We start from the raw sequence: 17,817 nt of genomic DNA on the forward strand, positions 1-17,817 counted from the left end.
TTGCGTGGACGACCACGTTTCCTTTTGGGTTTATCTACCGAATCTGGTCGTGGAATCAGATCAAGTTTTTGAAGAATTGCAATCTGGCTTGGATTCATTTTGATCAGTTCCCACTCATTATCATTTTTATTCTTTTGCCTCTTTGCAGGATGTGCATGATTTTTTATAGCTCATGTCCTCAAGGAGGCCTTTTTCGTCGAACAGGTTCAGAAGTCTGAACGTAATGACGGTCGACAGGAAATCAATGAATTCGCTGCCGATCACTGAGTAGTCATCATGGACTCTGGTTCCATCAAAGCCGAGGGCGTTCATGTAATACCGCATAACGATCTCGATTTGCCAGCGGTAACTATAGGTCTTCCAGGCATCTTCCGGAGCCAGATCGACATCTGATTCAAAGACCACTGTTCCAAATGTACGTTTTTCTTTTCGTATTCTTCGAAACTGTACTTGTCTTTACGATGCTTATCCAGCCAGTCCGTCTCCTCCTGGGCTGCTCTTCTTGGGTCACGGAAACTGTAGAGCCACTTTTCCTTATTGGACAGCTTCACTTTCTTAAACTGAATTGGCTCCATCTGCCCTAGAAAGCCGCAGCAGCCTTCGATCACTCCCTCGAAGTTATACATCTCATGATCGAAGGCAAGCTTGGCATTCCGATGAAGCGGGTTGAAATAATGAAGCTGCGGGCAGTCTTTAAGGATTTCTTCGATCGATTTGACGGGAAATCCCTTATCTCCAACCATTATTCCGCTTTGAATGCCATTCTGTTTCACAAAACTGTCATAGAAAGTCAGGTCGAGCATATTGCCGGGAAAGCACTGCGAACAGATGGGTTCCATTTTTTCCAGATCAAAAGCATAGAGTACGGAAATATCCCGTCTTCCTTTCAGTCTGGCTTTTCTGGAAAATTCCGAAAGCGTGTTTTGCCTGGAATCGTTCGACTTCAGTGTTCCATCGATCAGAAGATGATCATCAATCCCAACTTTAGCTGCCCGGTTTTTCATGAACTTCAGAATTCGGTTACACGTTTTTCCAAGATCTTTTTGAAATATGCTGATCGTATTCTTGCTCATCGCGGTTTCTGGCATCAGCTCCGTCAGAAACGACTCATCGTAACTCTCTTTGAGTTCGCAGTCTTTGATATGCGGATAGCAGACGCGAAGAATGGCCATGCACAGAATCTTATCGGCGTCCTGACGGTTATAGACCTGAAGCAGTTCATCCAACAGGTCAGCGGACAGCCTGTAACAGAGCTCAACATTGGCCCAGTCTTTAAGAACTGTCTTAGATGTATGAACCGCTGGAGAAGTCGGTTCTTCAAGAGGTACGAATTTGCCATTAATGATGTGGCCGATAGTAGGACCATCGACTGGATAACAATGGCCATTCTTGCGAATACAGCCGACTCGCTGTTTGACAGCGTATCGATCTTTGTTTTTCCATAAGCGTAAACAATCGTATTTTTGGGACGTGGGACGGCACGAATCTCAGCTGAGACAGACATTTTTGGCTCCTTTTCGTATAGTGTATTTATATCTGTCTTATATCATTAAATAATCTATACAGGGAGGATTTTTATAATAAAAATGAAATTTCTCAGAATCAAATTGATTTACGATTTTTGCTTAATAATGCTTGTTAATCGCATGTCTGGTCATGAAGCCAGGCAGAATTAAAAGAGAGCCTCGAAAAAGGCTCTCTAATGAGATAAAGTTTCAAAAACGAGCGATTAGTATAGTTAAGCTCGTTGGGAAAGTTCTAATTAATTGTTTTTGTCAATTGAAAACTGGTCCAGTTGCGTAATTGAAAACTGATCCACTTTGGAACTCCGCTCTTAAAGCTGGTTATTGGACGCGTTTCCGTAAATATAGAATCGTGCTTCCTGCTGCCGTAAAGAGAAGGATCCAGAACCAGACAAAAGTCAGATTTCCTGTATTTGGCGGCCAAGCGGGCTTTGGAGCGGCGGATTTAACCATATTCACAAAGACAGGCTCTTTGTCATAGGTAACGGCTGCTGCCAGTTTTCCCGAGCTGTCTTTTTCAATTTTAACGTTCACTTTGAACTGCGACGAGTCGTATTCAATGCTGGTATCCTTTCCGGCCTTTTCACGAAGAATCAGTTCTTCTGTGCCTTCCTGGTCGAAAGCCAGCGGATCAAAGACAATCGATCCGTCCTTTTTGTTGGTGACGGTCTGAATGACGTTTCCATCGTGAACAAGTTCAAAGGAAAATGCCCCTTCCTTGAGGGTTCCGTTTTTCAGCTGCTTTTTCGCGGCGACTGCAACCCTTACCGGCTCGGTCGCGGAGGATGTATACACATTATGAAATGGGAGATTCTGCGGCCAGACGACGGAAATAGTCAGTGCACCTTCCTTAAGGGACACATTGTAGCTCCACTTGAGCAGGGTGCTGTCGTAGTGAATATTTTGATCCTCTCCGGCATTTTCCTGCAGGGTGATTTCGTAATGACCGGGCTTTACAAAGCGAAGTTCCTTGCCGAAAAAGGCAATATCGCCATTGGCCGCATTGGTAACTTCCTGCGGACTGTCCCATAAATTGCCGTCGACGAATACGCCATCCGCGACGTCCGTTTTCAGACTCCAGGTAAAATGGAATTCATTTTCTTCGAGTGTTTTGCCGCTCAGTTCCTTTGTACCAAACGGGAGCGCATCGGCAACAGCGGGAATCGCGGCAATTGGATTTTCAAAAAGAATCTGATCGACCGGCTGATCATTGCGGAAGATTCTGGGCTGCTGAGCAGTAAGCACGCCCTGTCCGTTATCGACTACATCGATTTCAATTCGATATTTGGCCGAATCAAACTGCAGAGCTTCCTGCGGATAACCGGAGACGGCAGGGAGTTCTTCCAGCTGGTATACATAAGTTCCAGCCTTGTGGAACGTCTGATTTTTCAAAATATCAAAGGCGCCTTGAGGCGAATACAAAACGCTTTGTACCCCTTTTGGATCCGTCATCAGAAAACGGAAGATCGCATCTTCGATTCCAGAATCCGCTGTGGAGGAGAGAACAATTTTTCCTCCAGTTAGGGAAACGGCACTCTGTTCATCGAACTGCGGCGCATAGAGATTTTCAAACTGAAGCGCGTTCGCGTCGTAGTCGGCGTGATTGAGATACGTAATATGCGCCTGCAAACTGGCGGTTCGCGTATCAAGAGCTACTTCGGCCATCACATAATGAAGACTCGCATCCTGTTCAATGGCCGGCGAATGGGTTGGATCTTCCTGAATCTGGAAGAAGTAGCGTCCCGGCTTTAAAAACTGAATGTTTTCAAAGGAAAAGTCGGCTGGAGTGCCGTTTTCTGCAGCTCCAGAATAGACGGGATCCGAGATCTGAATGCTTTTGTCTGCAATCGCCTGGATCGTTTCCGGATTTGCACCGGAAAGAGTAAACGAGAATTCATTGGCTGCCATATCGCGTCCCTGCAACGTTTTCTCACCCTGGATCGATGCGATGGCTGGGGAATACTCGTAATGGTTGGTCAGCACGGCCTGCTCTGGAGTGAGAGGCTGATGATCCTGCGTAAAATACTGTGGCGTGCAGACTACGGTTTCCGTGCCGTACACCAGTGCTCGGGTAACCACCACGTCCAGAAGAATCTTCTGATTGCTTGCCGACATGCCAGGAACAGCCGGGTTGAGGGACTCAATTGGATCTTCGCTGATCTCGTAATGGTACGTCTTGCCGATGTGTGAAGAATCAAAGGAAATCGCCGGGAACTGCACTAGCGATCCGGCATTGGCAGCCTGAACGGACCCATTGGAAGTTCCCGCAGGCATCGGAGCGTCTTCATTGAGTGCGTGAAGGGTAAAGGAAAACGTAAATGCGTCAGGGGCGGCTATGCCACTTTGTTCGCTGTCTGAACCGTTTGGAAACGCTGCAATCTGTTTGGTGATGGAAGGACTGTACTGGGTTTCCTGCGCATTATACGCATTGGTAAATACGGCGGAACCGACTGCGTTCTGAACCGATTCGCCCTGATCATTTCGCAGCTGAATAATCTGGGGGCCGACCTGCATCGTTCCGTTGCCGCCATCGGTTACCGTGATCTGCACCGCATACACGCTCAGGGAATTTGAGACGCCGGGAAGAGATTCTTCCGGTTCTTTTTCATAGATCGCGTAAATGTATTGACCGGGACGATCAAACGTAACCGATCCAAAGTCAAACGCTCTCGAAGCGTCCGATTCCTGAACGACCGCATTCGCTTTTGCGGCAGCGGGGCGTTCGCCGGGGAAAGGGCACGGACTTCAAAAGTAAAGGAATCGCCATTCTGCCAGTTTCTGCCGGTGAGGACTTTTTCGCCGCGCAGATAACTCTGATCCGGCGTCAGCGTTAATGGGCTCAGGGAATACGTATTCACAAAATGAATGGATGCGCGCGTACCCGGGATGAATTCAAGGGCTTCTGAGGAATTGCTGTCGCTTTCCTCCGTTTGACTTCCATGAATCGTATGAACCGAGCAGGTGAAACCCGGAACAGGGGTTTCTTCGATTTGAAGGGAAGAATACAAAGGAACATTTTTAAGACGGATGGACTGTGTGCTGGAAAGTCTGAACGATGCTTTTCCGTTTGTGAACGACAGCTGATCGTCCTGATGCTCCGTATTTTCGATATCGATCTCTCCAGTAAAGGGAGTTCCATCCGGCTGAGTCAGTGTGGCTTCGTAAGTAAATACCGTATCGGGAGCGGGGTAATCGTCCTGGGAAAGCACGGTTTTTGAAATGGTGACGGAATGGTCGAGAGAGAGATCGAGCCGTCCGTTATTTCCAAGATACAGACGATAGGATGAACCGTCTGTTTCGCTCTCTTTTTCCAGTGTCGTAAGGTTTTTTCGGTTTCGGTCGGATTGTTTTCTTTAAGCGCGGTCTGTAACGCTGTAGGATCAGAATGTTCGGCATTATAAAACTCGTTTTCCGCTGCAGGGGTAAAGGAAGCCCAGGCTGCGCGACGGCTTTCCCATTGATTGGAAAAGAAACTGTACATGCTGATTTGCCGCGCGGTCGAGCTTTGGGCATGGGTGTTCAACCAGTTGACCGATTCCAGCGAGCTATCGTTTTTGATTCCTTTTAAAGCATCTTTCATAGAAATATTCAGGCTCGCCGTTGTCTGCACGGAAATCGGAATCGCATAAGTGACTTGTGCCGAATCGCTCATGTTTTCTTTTTCCGGCAGGGACGTGCGCGCATACACATCAAGTGGAAGAAGGACTGCCGGAATCTGGGTTTCGAGAATATCGCCAATTCCGTGCTGTCCTTTGGTGATCGTCACCTTGATATCGGACAGATTGGCCATGACGCCTGATGCGTTAGTCGGCACTTGCCCAGAGAAGCGATAGAAAACAACATTTCCATTTGCACTTTGCGAGACAGGAGAATATTCCTGCCCGTTTACCGAAAGGATGGGATCGTCATACTGCATCCACTCACCGGCTTCGTCGTGCAGGGTGATATACCCGGAACTTTCTGGAGCGTTCGGATCGGTCTGGGTCGGATAGCCGCTTCCGCCGTCCATCGTCTGGAAAACAAAGTCAAAGGCGGCTTCCAGATCGGCTGGATTGTCGGCGCTCATATAATACTGATCGGAAGAGCGCGGCCCGAGGTCTTCGGAATACAGGGTGGCGTCCGGAAAGTTCGAAGAAACCGCCTGCATGAAGCGGTTTGTATTTTCCTGGCCATTGACCAGCGCAACGTCGACATTGGGATCAGCACCAGGAAAATGCCGATCGAATAGATCCTGGCTCCGGATTTTCGAATGCTGCTGGCCGCCGAAACCGCTTCGTTGGCGATGGAACGGGTGAAACCGTAACCGTTCGAGGGCATGCCGTCGGTAAAAAGATGACGATCTTGCTGCGGCCGTCCTGCTGGGATTCCTGAATCATTTTCTCGCCTTCCTGGAGGCCAAGGTTGCAGTAGGTAACGCCTTGGACCGAAAGCGCGTTAACGCAGTTCCGAAGGGACTGTATATCGCTGGTCAAAGGGATTTCCACCTTTGCATCATCGTTATACGTAATAATTCCGAGATTGGATTTCAGGGAATTCTCCCCGATCTCGCTGTTTGATTTTTCCAGACTGTTGATAAACAGATTCACGGAATCTTTCATGGCTTCAATACGCGTCATTCCGGAATCGTTATAGCTGGCTATCATGCTTCCAGAAGTGTCGAGAACCATGACAACATCTACCGGATTGCTTAAAAGACCGGTAACGTTCGTCCAGCTTGAAAGCGCGGAGAGCGATACGTCAAACGAGGAATCTTCCGGCTGACTGGCCGTATGCAGCTGGACGTTTTTGGAAACAAGAATTTCCCCGATCCTCGACATGGACGTCTGCAGAGAACTGTACGGATCTGCGGACATGGAAAAAGAAATCGTATGATCGGCATTACAGCCGCTTGCCGCTTCGCGGGGCGTCAGAACGCGTTCACCGCCTGCAAAGCTGCCGGCCGAAGGCGAGGATCCTTCTGCATCGTGATCCGCTTGCTGTGTCGTTTCCATAGTCTGCGAAACCTTTGCGGATGAGAAGTTCGTTTCCTGCGCATGAGAGGGAACGATGGAAACGCCGTATCCCAGACAAAGCGCAAAAATGACCAGCCAGGAAAGCATCCAGTGCAGGAAACCGGATTGTTTTTGCCTTCGCTTTTTGTAAAAGACCTTTGGGACTGATCTTTACCATATACATGTTTTTGATTGTTCCACCGCTTCATAAAAGCCTCCCTTACTGTCATGGCTGTCCACATGCTCTCATCTGAAATGTATCATTTTGAAAAATACAATCCGTTGCGGTGACTAAGATATTTAAATGAGACATTATGATCCGAAACAGTAAGAAACTGTCAAAATGTTGAATTATTCAGCAAACTGAACGTGTTACGTCAATGCCATTCGGTTAACTTAATGACATTGTACTTCGATGAAAAAACGGAAGAACGTGAACGAGTAATGTTCAGTTCTTCCGATTCGTCTTTTCGTCAATGGAAGAGCGAGCAATTTGAAATTTCAAATCCGCTCGGCAAATGTCCGAATCCTTAGTTTTTGAGACTGGCAGAAATCGCCGCAATGGCTCCATCGCTTGCTGCGGTTACAACCTGACGCACTTTTTTCGCCCGAATATCTCCGATGGCATAAACGCCGTCCAGATTGGTTTCCATCGATTCATCGGTTAGAATGTAGCCGGCTTCATCGGTTTTCACGCCTTTGAAAAGCGGGGAATTTGGAATGGCACCCGCATAAACGAAAATACCGGCACCTGGATCGGTAATAATACGCTCCGATCCATCGTTCAGATCGGTCAGGGTGAGAGTGTCGACTTGTTCGTTTCCGCTCACTTCAGTAAGGGCGCTGTGGGCAATGACTTCAATGCGGTCGTTATCGGCGACTTTTTCACGGAACTCAGCAATACAGGCCAGAGCCGGTTCAATGCAGACCAGATAAACCTTATTCGCAAATTCGGAAAGATACAGTGCTTCTTTCACGGCCCCGTCTGCACCGCCAATAACATAAACATCTTTACCGGCATACGTTTTGGCATCTCTCGGCGCGTTCAGATACATGCCTGGATTGTCTTCACCGGGAATGCCCAGTTTCTTCTTTGTTCCGCCGGCCGCAATGATTACGACGGGAGCGGTATATGTATTCTGCTCGGTCACTACCGTTTTCATTGGCTGATCGAGTTTTGTATCGATAACTTTTTCCTCAACGACTTCCACGTTGTAGCGATCTGCCTGATCCTGCATGCGCTTCGCAAATTCTGCACCGGTTTCCTGGTCCAGAACGCCTTCGTAATGGGTAATGCAGGAGACGTTCTTAATGAGGCCGCCTACACCGTTTTCATCCAGGACAACAACGTCCCTGCCGCGGCTTTTCGCATAAACAGCAGCGCTGATTCCCGCAGGACCTGCGCCGACAATAATCATATCGTACATAAATAAACCTCCGCTTCTGCCCCCAAACCCGCAAAAATAAGAATCCTGAGCGGTCAGCTCGAGAAGAAGTTTTGCCGGGAGCAGATTCATCTATATTTTATAAGCGGGGAACAGGTGGAGCTTGTAATCTGCTCATGTCTGTTTTGACCTGCAAAGGAATGAAAAAGGGAGCGGGGAAGAAAGAATCAGACTCAAATTCTATGTTTATTCCATCGCCTTCCTGGTTCGAAATAATCGAATACCTGGTTTTAATGGGGAAGGGTAACGAATACATAAAAATGCCAGAGAGAAAAGCGAGATCCGTCTTTTCCGTCTGGCGTTTTCGCGTTGAAATAGATTGCCTTCAATCCAATTGTTTACGCAGCTGGCGCAATTACGTTAAAAAGCGCTAAGTTCGACTTCGTTCGTGAATCTGTTCTGGATCTGCTGGCGCAATTTCGTTTAAAAAGCGCTGAAGTTCGGCTTCGTTCGCAAATCCGTTCTGGATCTGTTCTTCAGTTAAAAGACTTTCCAGATCTTTTCTGCTTACCGACAGACTGTCGCCGTTTTTATCCTGTACGCGGATTTCCTGCAGAGCAGGGGTTAATGCCAGTATGATTTTGCAGCGGTCTTTCCAGGAATGAACCTCGGATTCAGAAAACTGATTCAGGGTGCAGTCTTCCGTTTTCCATATCCAGATTCGAGATTGTGGATCTTCCGTGTAGTCCATTGTGAAAGAGACGGGCCTGTGATCCACCGTGAAATTCGGCCAGCACAGCGGCATTCGCTGAGTGTCGCCTGGAGATCCGTTCATATACGGAGCGTAATAGCGGCCCATCGCATTAATAATCTCCCCATCCCGGTAAATGACTTCTCCCTTAAGCGTAATTTGCTGGACGGACTGCGGAAAGTCGACTTCAACGGTTTCTTTCTGGCTGAGCAGGCCGCTCCCGCCATAGAGCGTCAGTTCGCAGTTTTCATTGCTGGCGTCGCAGGCGATCTGGCTTTTACAAATCCGATGGAAGGACTCGTACCGGCTATAACAAGAACGGTGGAGTTTCCATCCTCGCTTTGATACTGCGACCGGATGTAGACATCCTGTACCTCCAGACGGCTGCCGTGAAAAACAGAACGCCGGACCCGATGCCAAGAACCAGACAGAGAAGGATCAGAACGGTGACGATCACCCGATTTTTCGAAGCGTACGCCCTGTCTTTTTCAGGGCGTTTTTACAGGAATGTCCTGTACGTCCGGGATCTCTGGGACGGGTTGACGCATCGCATCCCATTCGGCTTTGCATTTCGGACACTGATCGATATGTCTCTGGATAAACGCACTGCTTAACGGGCTGGTCAGTCCTTCCACGTAAAGAGGAAGAAGATCCTGTACCAGTTCACATTGCGTATTGGAATCAACGAATTCCTTGTCGAAAGCCGTCTCCATATTCATTGAATTTTCTGTATTCGCATTCCTTTTATCTGGATTGTTCTCCGGTAAATTCATCATTTTACATTCCCCTCTTTCCTTAGCCATAATTCGCGAAGCTTTTCCTTGCCTCGATAAAACATCACCCGGCTCCACGTTTCGCTTCTGCCCAGTATTTCTCCGATTTCCCGATAGCTCATGAAACAGAAAATTCTCAGATACAGGATTTCCCGGTACGGTTCAGAAAGCTCATGCAGGCATCCAAAAATGCGCAGATCCCTTTGTTTCGGATCGAAGGAGAACATTTCTTCTGCCAATGGAACATGATTCTTCTGCCGCCGCATAGCATCGCAGTACAGATTTTTGCGATCGAGCAAAGCCATGAGGAAAGGGAACTGTTTCCCTGGAACGTATCGATTTTCAGAGCCGCCTTCAGAAAGGTTTCCTGCATCAGGTCTTCGGATAAAGCTGGATTCTGACTGAGCGAGAGCAGATACAAGTACACCTTGCGGGAATAGGTTCTGTACATCTGATCAAGATCCTGATTCATCGTGTTCCTCCTTTCACTTATAAGACGCAGGAACGCTGTACTTTGTTACATTCAGGAGAGATTTATTTTCAAAATTTGAAATTTGTCTGAGGAAATCAATCATACCGCCATCCTGCTGTCTTAGAAATCCCGTATATGGAATGCAAAACGAATCCAGAAAGAAAAAAAGGAGGACGAATCGAGTTTACGAATTGATCCTCCTGAAAATGGAAATGGTTTGTGGAACAGGATTTGCGCAAGAGGAATGGAGGAATCCGATCGGGAAGGCGCAGACCTTCTCGTCAGTTCCGCGCTTTGCCGATCAGCCATTCATCTTTTTCATCCTTCTTTTTTCACCATTCTTTTTGACTTAGTCTATTCGATATTCGAGTAGCCCATGAGGTATTCATCGACTTCTCTGGCACACTCCCGGCCTTCCATCAGCGCCCAGACGACCAGAGACTGGCCGCGACGGCAGTCGCCGCACGCGAACAGCGCGTCAGATACGCGTTTTCCGCCGGCTTCTGTTTCGATGGTGTTTCGAGCGGTAAGCGGCAGATCAAATTCGCTGGCCAGAGACTGCGGTACGCCCACAAATCCAGCCGCGATCAGCAGCAGATCGCAGGGAAGCGTCTGTTCTGTACCTTCAATCGGTTTAAAGCCCGGACCAACTTCTACGGTCGTTACGCTTTCAATATGCCCGTCCTGTTCGGTAATGGAGGCGATCGTCGTCTGGAAACGACGCGGATCTTCTCCAAATCGTTCTATAGCTTCTTTTTGCCCGTAATCGGTTTTCAGGACTTTGGGCCATTCCGGCCATGGATTGTTTTCAGCGCGGTGCAGCGGCGGCTTGGGCATCATTTCCAGAGCAGTAACGGATTTGCAGTGCTGACGAAGAACGGTTCCTGTGCAGTCATTTCCCGTATCCCCGCCGCCGACGATAATCACGTTTTTGTCTTTGGCCGAAATCAGAAAATCGGTACCGGCCAGAACATCCTTAGTCGTCTGCCGCAAAAAATCGACCGCATAATATACGCCGCCAAGCGCCGTGTCGACTCCATTCAGACTGCGCGGCACGATGCTGCCGGCTGCCAGAACGATCGCGTCGTACTGCGTTTTTAGCTGTTCAAAGGAAATGTCCCTGCCGGCTTCTACGCCGCAAAGAAAAGCCACGCCTTCCTGTTCGAGCAGATGGATGCGCCGTTCAACGACTGACTTGTCGAGTTTCATGTTGGGAATGCCGTACATCAGAAGTCCGCCAGGACGATCGTCCTTTTCATAGACATCCACAAAGTGACCGCGCCGATTGAGATAGTTTGCGCAGCTCAGACCGGAAGGACCGGAACCGATGATCGCCACGCGCTTTCCGGTCTGTTCCTCAATTTCGGCCGGCTTGACCCAGCCGTTTTTAAACCCGTTTTCAATAATGAAAAACTCGTTGTCATGAACCGTGGTCGGCTGTGAATCGATGCCGTTGATGCACGCCTTTTCACAGAGCGCAGGGCAGATCCGGCTGGTAAATTCAGGAAACGGGTTCGTTTTCAAAAGCCGGATGAGGGCGTACTGATCGTTTTTGAGGGCGAGCTGTTCGTTCCATTCCGGAATGAGATTGTGAAGCGGACAGCCTGTCGTCATTCCGTTCAGGGAAATCGCGGACTGACAGAACGGAACGCCGCAGTGCATGCAGCGCGCCGCCTGTTCTCTTCTTCGGCTTTCGTCTAAGGGACGATGAAATTCGCCAAACGTTTTCAAACGTTCGGATTCCGGAAGAATCGGGTCATCCTGCCTGGTGTATTCAAGAAATCCAAAGTTCTTTTCCATAGTGACATCGTCCTTTCTAGTGCGGATAGGCCATCTCAAAGGCTTTGAGAGCGGCTTCCTGTTCGCTGTAGCCCAGATCTTCAAGCGCCTTGATATCTGTGCGGATTTTCTGGTAATCGCGCGGCACGATTTTCTTGAACTGATCGAGCTTCGTCCGATAGTCCTTTAAAAGCGATGCGGCTAAAGGACTGCCGGTCGCTTTCACATGGTCTTTAAGAATGGCTTCAAGGGCCTCAATATCGGTTTTGCTTTCCAGCATTTCCAGATCGACAAGTTCCGGGTTCACATGGAGATACAGCTCATGCTCTCGATCGAGCACGTAGGCGATGCCGCCGCTCATGCCGGCCGCAAAGTTTTTGCCGACCGGACCTAAAACCACGGCCGTTCCGCCAGTCATGTATTCGAGTCCGTGATCGCCGCAGCCCTCACAGACCGCCACGGCGCCAGAGTTTCGAACGCAGAAGCGTTCGCCGGCTTTCCGTTGATGAACGCTTTGCCCGAAGTGGCTCCATAAAGCGCCACATTGCCGATGATCACATTTTCTTCCGGTTTAAAGCCGGAAACTTTTGGCGGATAAATGGCCAGCGTACCGCCAGAAAGACCTTTTCCAAGGTAATCGTTGGCATCGCCTTCACATTCCAGGCGGAGCCCTTGCGGAATGAACGCGCCAAAGGACTGTCCGGCACCGCCATGCGCCCGTACGGTAATCAGATCTTCGTCCAGCGTTTCGCCTTTGGCTAAAGAGCGGGTCATTTCACTGCCAAGAATCGTGCCAAAGGTGCGGTTGGTCGAACAGATGTCGACATCCATCTCACACGCTTTTCTGCGTTTCAGATTTTTGCGCAGCGCAGGAAGGAGCACATCCACATCCAGACTCTGTTCGAGATGAAAATCAAACGCCTGACCGCTTTGATGATGGATCGGTTCAATGCCTTTGAGAAGATCATCAAGATGAGCAAGTTCGGCGCGTTCGAGTGCCTGCGTATTTCGGACTTTCAGACAGCTGGCCGCCTGACCAACCATTTCATCGAGCGTCGCAAAGCCCAGTTCAGCCATGATTTCGCGCAGTTCCATGGCGGTAAAACGCATGAAGTTCATGACGTATTCCGGTTTGCCCTTAAAGCGCTTGCGCAGTTCTTCGTTCTGAGTCGCAATGCCAAACGGACACGTATCGAGTGAGCAGACGCGCATCATGCGGCAGCCCATGGATACGAGCGGAGCCGTCGCAAAGCCAAATTCTTCCGCGCCAAGTAACGCCGCGATGGCGACATCGATTCCGCTCATGAGCTTGCCGTCCGTTTCGAGAATCACCTGCTGACGCAGACCATTGGCACTCAGTTCCTTATGCGACTGAATGAGACCGAGCTCCCAGGGAAGACCTGCATGATGGATCGAACTCTGGCCGGCAGCGCCGGTACCGCCGTCGTAGCCGGAAATCAGGATGACCGCCGCACCGGCCTTGGCGACACCGCAGGCGACGGTGCCTACCCCGTTTTCCGAACAGAGCTTGACGGAAATTCTGGCGTCTCGATTCGCGTTTTTCAAATCGAAAATGAGCTGGGCGAGATCTTCAATCGAGTAAATATCGTGGTGAGGAGGCGGAGAAATCAGCGTTACGCCTGGCGTGGAACAGCGCGTTTTCGCGATCCACGGATACACTTTGCCGCCTGGCAGATGACCGCCTTCGCCCGGCTTGGCGCCCTGCGCCATCTTGATCTGAATTTCGCTGGCGGAGCAGAGATAGGCGGAATCGACGCCAAAGCGGCCGGAAGCAACCTGCTTAATGGCGGAATTGCGCAAGGTTCCATAGCGTTCGGGCCGTTCGCCGCCTTCCCCGGAGTTCGAACGGCCGCCCAGACGGTTCATGGCTTCCGCCATGCATTCGTGCGCTTCCTGAGAAATGGACCCATACGACATGGCCCCCGTTTTAAAGCGTTTCACGATCGATTCAACGGGTTCGACATCTTCCAGCGGAATCGATGGACGGCTTCCCTCAAAACAAAGAAGGTTGCGCAGGTTATGGGGTGCATTTTCGTCATGAATCCGTTTCGAATACGCTTTGAACAAGTCATAATCCCCGGTCTGCACTGCGCTCTGGAGCATAACAATCGCTTCTGGAGAATACAGGTGGTCTTCCTTGCCTTTGCCCGAGCGCAGCTTATGAAAGCCGATCGAATCGAGAGACGTATTGGCGCGCAATCCGAGCGGATCGAAGGCACGGGCGTGGCGCCAGAGCAGATCTTCTTCGATTTCCTTCAGACCAATACCGCCGATTTCGTACTGCGTATTCGTGAAGTACGCGTCGATAACGTCTTTGGAAATACCTACGGCTTCAAAAATCTGAGCACCCTGATACGACTGGAGGGTGGAAATGCCCATTTTGGCGGCAATTTTGACGATGCCCGAAAGGACCGCCTGATTGTAGTCTTCGATGGCTTTGGAAGGTTCCTTATCGAGAATGTCCTTGTCGATCAGCTCTTCGATGCATTCGTGGGCGAGATACGGATAAATGCCGCTGGCACCAAAACCGAGCAAAGCCGCAAATTCATGGACCGTTTTCGGCTCGCCGCTTTCGAGAAGAATCGACATGGCCGTCTTCTTTTTCGTAGCGACCAGATGCTGTTCAAGGGCCGAAACCGCAAGCAGACTCGGAATCGCCATATGGCTTTCGTCCACGCCCTGGTCGGAAAGAATCAGAATCGAACAGCCGTCTCGGTATGCCCGGTCGCATTCGATAAACAGCTGATCGAGCGCGTCCTTGAGGGCATTCCTTTGTAAAGAGCAGGGAAATGACGCGGGATTTCAGTCCCGGCTGATTGAGACTGCGAATTTTGTCCATGTCGCTGGCATCGAGAATGGGATGATTGATTTCCAGCAGTGCGCAGTTGCCGGCTTTTTCTTCGAGAAGATTTCCAGAAGAACCAATATAGATGGTCGTATCGGTAACGACTTTTTCGCGCAGCGAATCGATCGGCGGATTGGTGACCTGCGCGAACAGCTGCTTGAAATAATGAAAGAGCGTGGGATGAAGTTTCGAGAGCAGCGCTAACGGAACATCGGTTCCCATGGAAGCAATCGGTTCTTTTGCTTCTCTGGCCATCGGCAAAATCTGATCGTTCACATCTTCGTAAGTGTAGCCGAAATTGCGGTACAGTTCGTCGCGCAGTTTCTGCTCGTGCATCTGCGGTTTTCGATCGCGCGATTTGAGATCTTCGAGATGCATGAGTTTCAGGCTCAGCCATTCGCCATACGGGTGAGAACTGGCGTAGCGCGCTTTCAGTTCTTCATCAGGAATCAGGCGGCCTTCCTTCGTATCGATCAGCAGCATTCGGCCGGGCATCAGCCGCGATTTTTCGACGATCTGATCCGGTTCAATATCGAGTACGCCGACTTCCGAAGAAAGAATGAACTGCCCGTCTTTGGTGATGTAGTAGCGCGCTGGACGCAGACCGTTTCGATCAAGAACTGCCCCGCACACTTCGCCATCGGAAAACAGAATGGCCGCTGGACCGTCCCAGGGTTCCATCATGGTCGCGTAGTAGTGATAAAAGTCCTTGCGCTTTGGATCCATCGGGACATGCTTCCACGGTTCGGGAATGCAGATTGCAACCGCCTTGGCCAGATCCATGCCGTTCATCGTCAGAAATTCGAGTGTATTGTCGAGCATGGCTGAATCGGATCCATCCGGATTAATGACGGGAAGGACTTTTTATACTGGGTGTCGATCAGCGGACTCGTCATGCTTTCTTCACGCGCCAGCATGCGGTTTGCATTGCCGCGAATTGTGTTGATTTCGCCGTTGTGCGCAATCATCCGGTTGGGATGCGCGCGTTTCCAGCTTGGTTTTGTGTTGGTCGAAAAGCGGGAATGCACGATTGCGATAGCACTCTGATAGTCTTCCGACTGCAGATCCAGATAAAACCGCCGCAGCTGATCCACTAAAAACATGCCTTTGTAGACGATCGTCCGGCAGGAAAGCGACGCGACGTATGTGTGCGGACAGCTCTTTTCAAACTCGCGGCGAAGCACATAGAGCAGACGATCAAAGTCCTTGCGCGTCTTTACTGTATCTGGCGCTTTGAGAAACGCCTGCCAGATGGAGGGCATGCATTCTTTTGCGGGTTCGCCAAGAATTTCTTCCTGAACGGGCACCTTTCGCCAGCCCAGAAACGTACAGTCTTCCTTGCGGGCCATCGTCACAAACAGCTTTTTGGCCTGGTTTCGTTCGAGTTCATTTTGCGGAAAGAAAAACATGCCGATGCCGGTACGGCCATTGGGGACGTAGTCGATATCGATCTGCCGGCAGGCCTTGGTGAAAAAGGTATCGCTGACCTGCAGAAGAATGCCGACTCCATCGCCTACCGTTCCGCTGGCATCTTTTCCGGCGCGGTGTTCGAGCTTTTCGACAATATGGAGCGCCTGGTCGACAACGTGATGGGAAGGCGTACCGTCCATCTGACAGACGGTACCGATGCCGCAGGCATCGTGTTCTTTCAGGAATTCATTCATAAGGATTTCCTTTCTAGCTTCCGCTTTCCCCGTAGTTGGAAAGCACGCGGGCGGAGGGATCTTTCACATCGCATCCCTTCCAGTTTTTATTGGGCATCCAGAAATCGACAATCATCTGCGACTGGCCTGGATAGTGTTTTCAAACAGTTCGCGATACAGCAGCGACTCCTTGGTAAAGGGCATCGCATGCGTATACTGCTGTCTCTTTTCTTCGAATTCTTCATCGGTATATCGTTCTTCGGCATACGCTTTGAGATCATCGGCCATCGAATGGCCGACCGCATCCGGAACGCGGCTTTCTGACGGAAGAGAATGGACTCAGGAAGCAGATGATCCTCTTCAAAAGCATGACGCAGAAGGTATTTGCCGATGCCGTACGTATTCATCTTTCTGGCCGGATCGACGGCCATTACGTAGGAGACGAAATCGAGATCTCCAAAGGGGACCCGGGCTTCCATGGAATGGGTGGAAATGCACCGGTCGGCTCGCAGAACGTCATACATATGCAGCTCGCGTACACGCTTCTCGCTTTCTTTCTGGAATTCTTCAGGGAGGGGGCGAAGTCGGTGTATTTGTACCCGAACAGCTCATCGGAAATCTCACCGGTCAGAAGCACGCGGATATCGCTCATTTCCCGGATCTTTTGCAGAGGAGATACATACCCATGGACGCGCGGATCGTTGTGATATCAAACGTAGCCAGTTCGGCAATGACTTCTTCCAGAGAGGAGAGCACTTCCTCTTTGGTCATGATCAGTTCGTGATGATTACTTCCGATAAATTCAGCGACCTGTCTTGCGTATTTGAGATCGATCGCATCGTCTTCCATGCCGATCGCAAACGTTTCGATCGGACGGTCCATCTGTCTGGCGGCAATGGTGCAGACCAGAGAGGAATCGAGTCCTCCGGAAAGGAGGAAACCGACGGGCATATCCGCATCCAGGCGTTTCAGCACGCCGTCAATCAGCCGGTCATGAATGGTTTTGCAGATCGTTTCAAGATCATCGTCAATCACGGCATCCACCTGACTCATGTCACGATAACAGATGAACTGACCGTCTTTGTAAAAATGTCCGGGCGGGAAGGGATAAATCGTTTCGACCAGCCCTTCCAGGTTTTTGGCTTCTGAGGCAAAGCAGATTTCGCCGTATGGGGTATAGCCGTAATGCAGAGGACGAATGCCGATCGGATCGCGGGCAGCGATCAGCGATTTCGACTGGCCATCGTAAATCACGCACGCAAATTCCGCATCAAGCTGTTCAAACATCCCGGTGCCGTATTCTTCGTAAAGAGGAAGCAGAATTTCGCAGTCAGAATCGGAATGGAAGGCATAGCCTCTGGCCGCCAGTTCGCTTTTGATTTTTCGAAACCCGTAAATTTCGCCATTGCAGACCAGCGCATTTTCGCCAAGAAAGAAGGGCTGCATGCCTGAAGCGTCAGGGCCCATAATGGACAGCCGCTGGAATCCAAGCACTGCGCCATCGAGTACAACGACCTTCGTGTCATCCGGTCCGCGGGTTTCCGTTTTCTTCAAAGCCGCTTCGATTGCATCAGCATTCGGATGATAAGTCTGTACGGAAAAAACTGTGCACATAAGATTCTCCTTAAAAATGG

14 protein-coding genes and 4 pseudogenes are annotated in these 17,817 nt (G+C 50.0%); 1 reads left to right on the top strand and 17 read right to left on the bottom strand.

Features of this window, described 5'->3' with window-relative positions; genetic code table 11:
- Positions 1-126: 126 nt before the first annotated feature.
- The 6 genes and pseudogenes from KWG61_RS09520 to KWG61_RS09545 all read right to left on the bottom strand — a co-directional run bounded on the left by KWG61_RS09520 (position 127) and on the right by KWG61_RS09545 (position 5,439).
- On the bottom strand, positions 127-324 hold the full coding sequence (locus KWG61_RS09520; RefSeq protein WP_242743375.1) for a hypothetical protein: 198 nt from the start codon (positions 322-324) through the stop codon (positions 127-129).
- A complete protein-coding gene (locus KWG61_RS09525) occupies positions 309-1,226 on the bottom strand; it encodes a hypothetical protein (RefSeq protein ID WP_242743562.1) in 918 nt (305 codons plus the stop codon). Before KWG61_RS09525 ends, KWG61_RS09520 begins: the two co-directional genes overlap by 16 nt.
- 618 nt (positions 1,227-1,844) lie before the next feature.
- Positions 1,845-2,975 (bottom strand): FctA domain-containing protein, encoded by a 1,131-nt coding sequence (locus KWG61_RS17450; protein ID WP_367614361.1) that lies wholly within the window; start codon positions 2,973-2,975, stop codon positions 1,845-1,847.
- A gap of 117 nt (positions 2,976-3,092) precedes the next feature.
- Positions 3,093-4,154: pseudogene (locus KWG61_RS17455) on the bottom strand (FctA domain-containing protein); the annotation flags it as partial.
- A complete protein-coding gene (locus tag KWG61_RS09540; RefSeq protein WP_242743563.1) occupies positions 4,085-4,732 on the bottom strand; it encodes a hypothetical protein in 648 nt (215 codons plus the stop codon). The pseudogene KWG61_RS17455 and the gene KWG61_RS09540, both read right to left, overlap by 70 nt.
- Complete coding sequence (locus KWG61_RS09545) at positions 4,672-5,439, bottom strand: hypothetical protein (RefSeq protein WP_242743564.1); 768 nt, start codon at positions 5,437-5,439, stop codon at positions 4,672-4,674. The genes KWG61_RS09540 and KWG61_RS09545 overlap by 61 nt, the downstream gene beginning before the upstream one ends.
- 18 nt (positions 5,440-5,457) lie before the next feature.
- On the opposite strand from KWG61_RS09545, the gene KWG61_RS09550 reads away from it, so the two are divergent.
- Positions 5,458-5,751 (top strand): hypothetical protein, encoded by a 294-nt coding sequence (locus tag KWG61_RS09550; RefSeq protein ID WP_242743565.1) that lies wholly within the window; start codon positions 5,458-5,460, stop codon positions 5,749-5,751.
- Here the strand turns inward: KWG61_RS09550 and KWG61_RS09555 are convergent.
- From KWG61_RS09555 to asnB, 11 genes and pseudogenes are all read right to left on the bottom strand, one after another.
- On the bottom strand, positions 5,723-6,622 hold the full coding sequence (locus KWG61_RS09555; protein ID WP_242743566.1) for a VWA domain-containing protein: 900 nt from the start codon (positions 6,620-6,622) through the stop codon (positions 5,723-5,725). The two genes, KWG61_RS09550 and KWG61_RS09555, sit on opposite strands and share 29 nt — an antisense overlap.
- A gap of 422 nt (positions 6,623-7,044) precedes the next feature.
- The gene (locus tag KWG61_RS09560) at positions 7,045-7,941 is read right to left on the bottom strand and encodes an NAD(P)/FAD-dependent oxidoreductase (RefSeq protein ID WP_230267001.1); all 897 of its coding nucleotides are present in this window, start codon (positions 7,939-7,941) and stop codon (positions 7,045-7,047) included.
- Between the two features lie 388 nt (positions 7,942-8,329).
- On the bottom strand, positions 8,330-8,734 hold the full coding sequence (locus KWG61_RS09565) for a hypothetical protein (RefSeq protein WP_242743567.1): 405 nt from the start codon (positions 8,732-8,734) through the stop codon (positions 8,330-8,332).
- Positions 8,735-9,138: 404 nt separating this feature from the next.
- Entirely contained in the window at positions 9,139-9,426 is a 288-nt protein-coding gene (locus KWG61_RS09570; RefSeq protein ID WP_242743568.1) for a zf-HC2 domain-containing protein, read from the bottom strand.
- Positions 9,423-9,650, bottom strand: a complete 228-nt coding sequence (locus KWG61_RS17460; RefSeq protein ID WP_367614183.1) for an RNA polymerase sigma factor — start codon at positions 9,648-9,650, stop codon at positions 9,423-9,425. Before KWG61_RS17460 ends, KWG61_RS09570 begins: the two co-directional genes overlap by 4 nt.
- Positions 9,560-9,895 (bottom strand): RNA polymerase sigma factor, encoded by a 336-nt coding sequence (locus KWG61_RS09575; RefSeq protein WP_242743569.1) that lies wholly within the window; start codon positions 9,893-9,895, stop codon positions 9,560-9,562. The genes KWG61_RS17460 and KWG61_RS09575 overlap by 91 nt, the downstream gene beginning before the upstream one ends.
- A 354-nt stretch (positions 9,896-10,249) precedes the next feature.
- On the bottom strand, positions 10,250-11,695 hold the full coding sequence (locus tag KWG61_RS09580; RefSeq protein ID WP_230267004.1) for a glutamate synthase subunit beta: 1,446 nt from the start codon (positions 11,693-11,695) through the stop codon (positions 10,250-10,252).
- Between the two features lie 16 nt (positions 11,696-11,711).
- A pseudogene (locus tag KWG61_RS09590) lies at positions 11,712-14,437 on the bottom strand (glutamate synthase-related protein).
- On the bottom strand, positions 14,319-14,918 hold the full coding sequence (locus KWG61_RS17465) for a glutamate synthase central domain-containing protein (protein ID WP_367614362.1): 600 nt from the start codon (positions 14,916-14,918) through the stop codon (positions 14,319-14,321). Before KWG61_RS17465 ends, KWG61_RS09590 begins: the two are co-directional and overlap by 119 nt.
- Positions 14,919-14,993: 75 nt before the next feature.
- Positions 14,994-16,204: pseudogene (locus KWG61_RS09600) on the bottom strand (glutamate synthase subunit alpha); the annotation flags it as partial.
- 13 nt (positions 16,205-16,217) lie between these two features.
- Positions 16,218-17,797, bottom strand: a pseudogene (gene asnB / locus KWG61_RS09605) (asparagine synthase B).
- Positions 17,798-17,817 lie beyond the last annotated feature (20 nt).

Origin of the sequence: Allobaculum sp. Allo2, from assembly GCF_022701175.1 — a bacterium.
Lineage (GTDB): Bacteria > Bacillota_I > Bacilli_A > Erysipelotrichales > Erysipelotrichaceae > Allobaculum > Allobaculum fili.